Source organism: Hymenobacter saemangeumensis (assembly GCF_039541835.1).
In the GTDB taxonomy this organism is placed as follows: Bacteria; Bacteroidota; Bacteroidia; order Cytophagales; family Hymenobacteraceae; genus Hymenobacter; species Hymenobacter saemangeumensis.
Genome location: NZ_BAABGZ010000036.1, coordinates 1 through 1,013 on the forward strand (window position 1 = coordinate 1; position 1,013 = coordinate 1,013).

At 64.8% G+C, this 1,013-nt stretch carries 2 protein-coding genes; both read right to left on the reverse strand.

Annotated elements, in window-relative coordinates; translation table 11 throughout:
- Window positions 1-16 precede the first annotated feature (16 nt).
- Entirely contained in the window at window positions 17-658 is a 642-nt protein-coding gene (locus ABD919_RS13835) for an IS630 family transposase (RefSeq protein WP_345236615.1), read from the reverse strand.
- A partial coding sequence (locus tag ABD919_RS13840) for a helix-turn-helix domain-containing protein (RefSeq protein WP_345236614.1) occupies window positions 580-1,013 on the reverse strand: 434 nt, incomplete at its 5' end. The genes ABD919_RS13835 and ABD919_RS13840, both read right to left, overlap by 79 nt.

Sequence of the window (1,013 nt, forward strand, 5' to 3'; positions counted from 1 at the left end):
TAGAGCAGATTCGTAGTCAGTGTACATGATAGCCGCAGTGGTGGAACCAGTTTTGGGCGTCTTGCGCGTCAATCCAGTCCAGGGCAGCCCGCACCGCGTTGGTCAGGGTCTCGCGGGTGCGGGCCTGTGCGGTGCGCAGGAAGGTTTTGAGCTTGCTGAAGGCCAATTCAACGGGTGTAAAGTCGGGCGAGTAGGGCGGCAGAAACAAGAGGCGAGCCCCGCGCTTTTCCACCAATTCAGCCAGCCCCGGAGCCTTGTGCACGCGCAGGTTGTCGAGCACGACCACGTCGCCGGCCACCAGCGTGGGGCCCAGTACCTGGTCGAGGTAGACGGCAAAGGCTGCCGCGTTGACGGCCCCGTCCAGTTCCATGACTGCCTCGACGCCTTGGGTCGTCAGGGCGGCAATCACCGTCACGTTGGGCCCGCTGTGCAGCGGCACGGGCTGGTTCACGCGCTGGCCGCCCAAGGCGCGGCCGTAGCGGCGGGTGAAGGTCAACTGCACGCTGGTTTCGTCTACGAACTTGAACCGGGCCACGTCCTGCCCGGGCAAGGCTTCGAGAAAGTCCCGGCGCAGTTGCTTTACCCGTTCGGTGTCGCGCTCGGCGGCGTGGACACTCTTTTTTTGCGTCGCAAATCCAGCTTTTGCAGGCCCTGCCAGACGGTGGTACGCCCCACCGCCGGTCCGCCACTGGCCGCCAGCTGCGCGCGCAACTCGTCAAGCGTCGCGTCGGGCTGCTGTGCTACGCAGGCCGCCAACTGGGTACGGGCGGCCTCGTCCAGCAGGGGAACCGGGCCGCCGGCATGCGGCAGGGCCGCCACCGTGCCCGTGGTGCGCTGGCGCCGAAGCAACTTGTTGACAAACGAAACCGACACGCTAAAGTGCGCCGCCACCTGCGGAATAGAACGGTCACCGGCATGACAGGCGGCGGCTACACGCTCGCGTAAATCGGTTGAATAGGCCTTCATCCTGCTAAGTTCGCACAATCCTGTACATGCATCGCGAAACCGCTCTA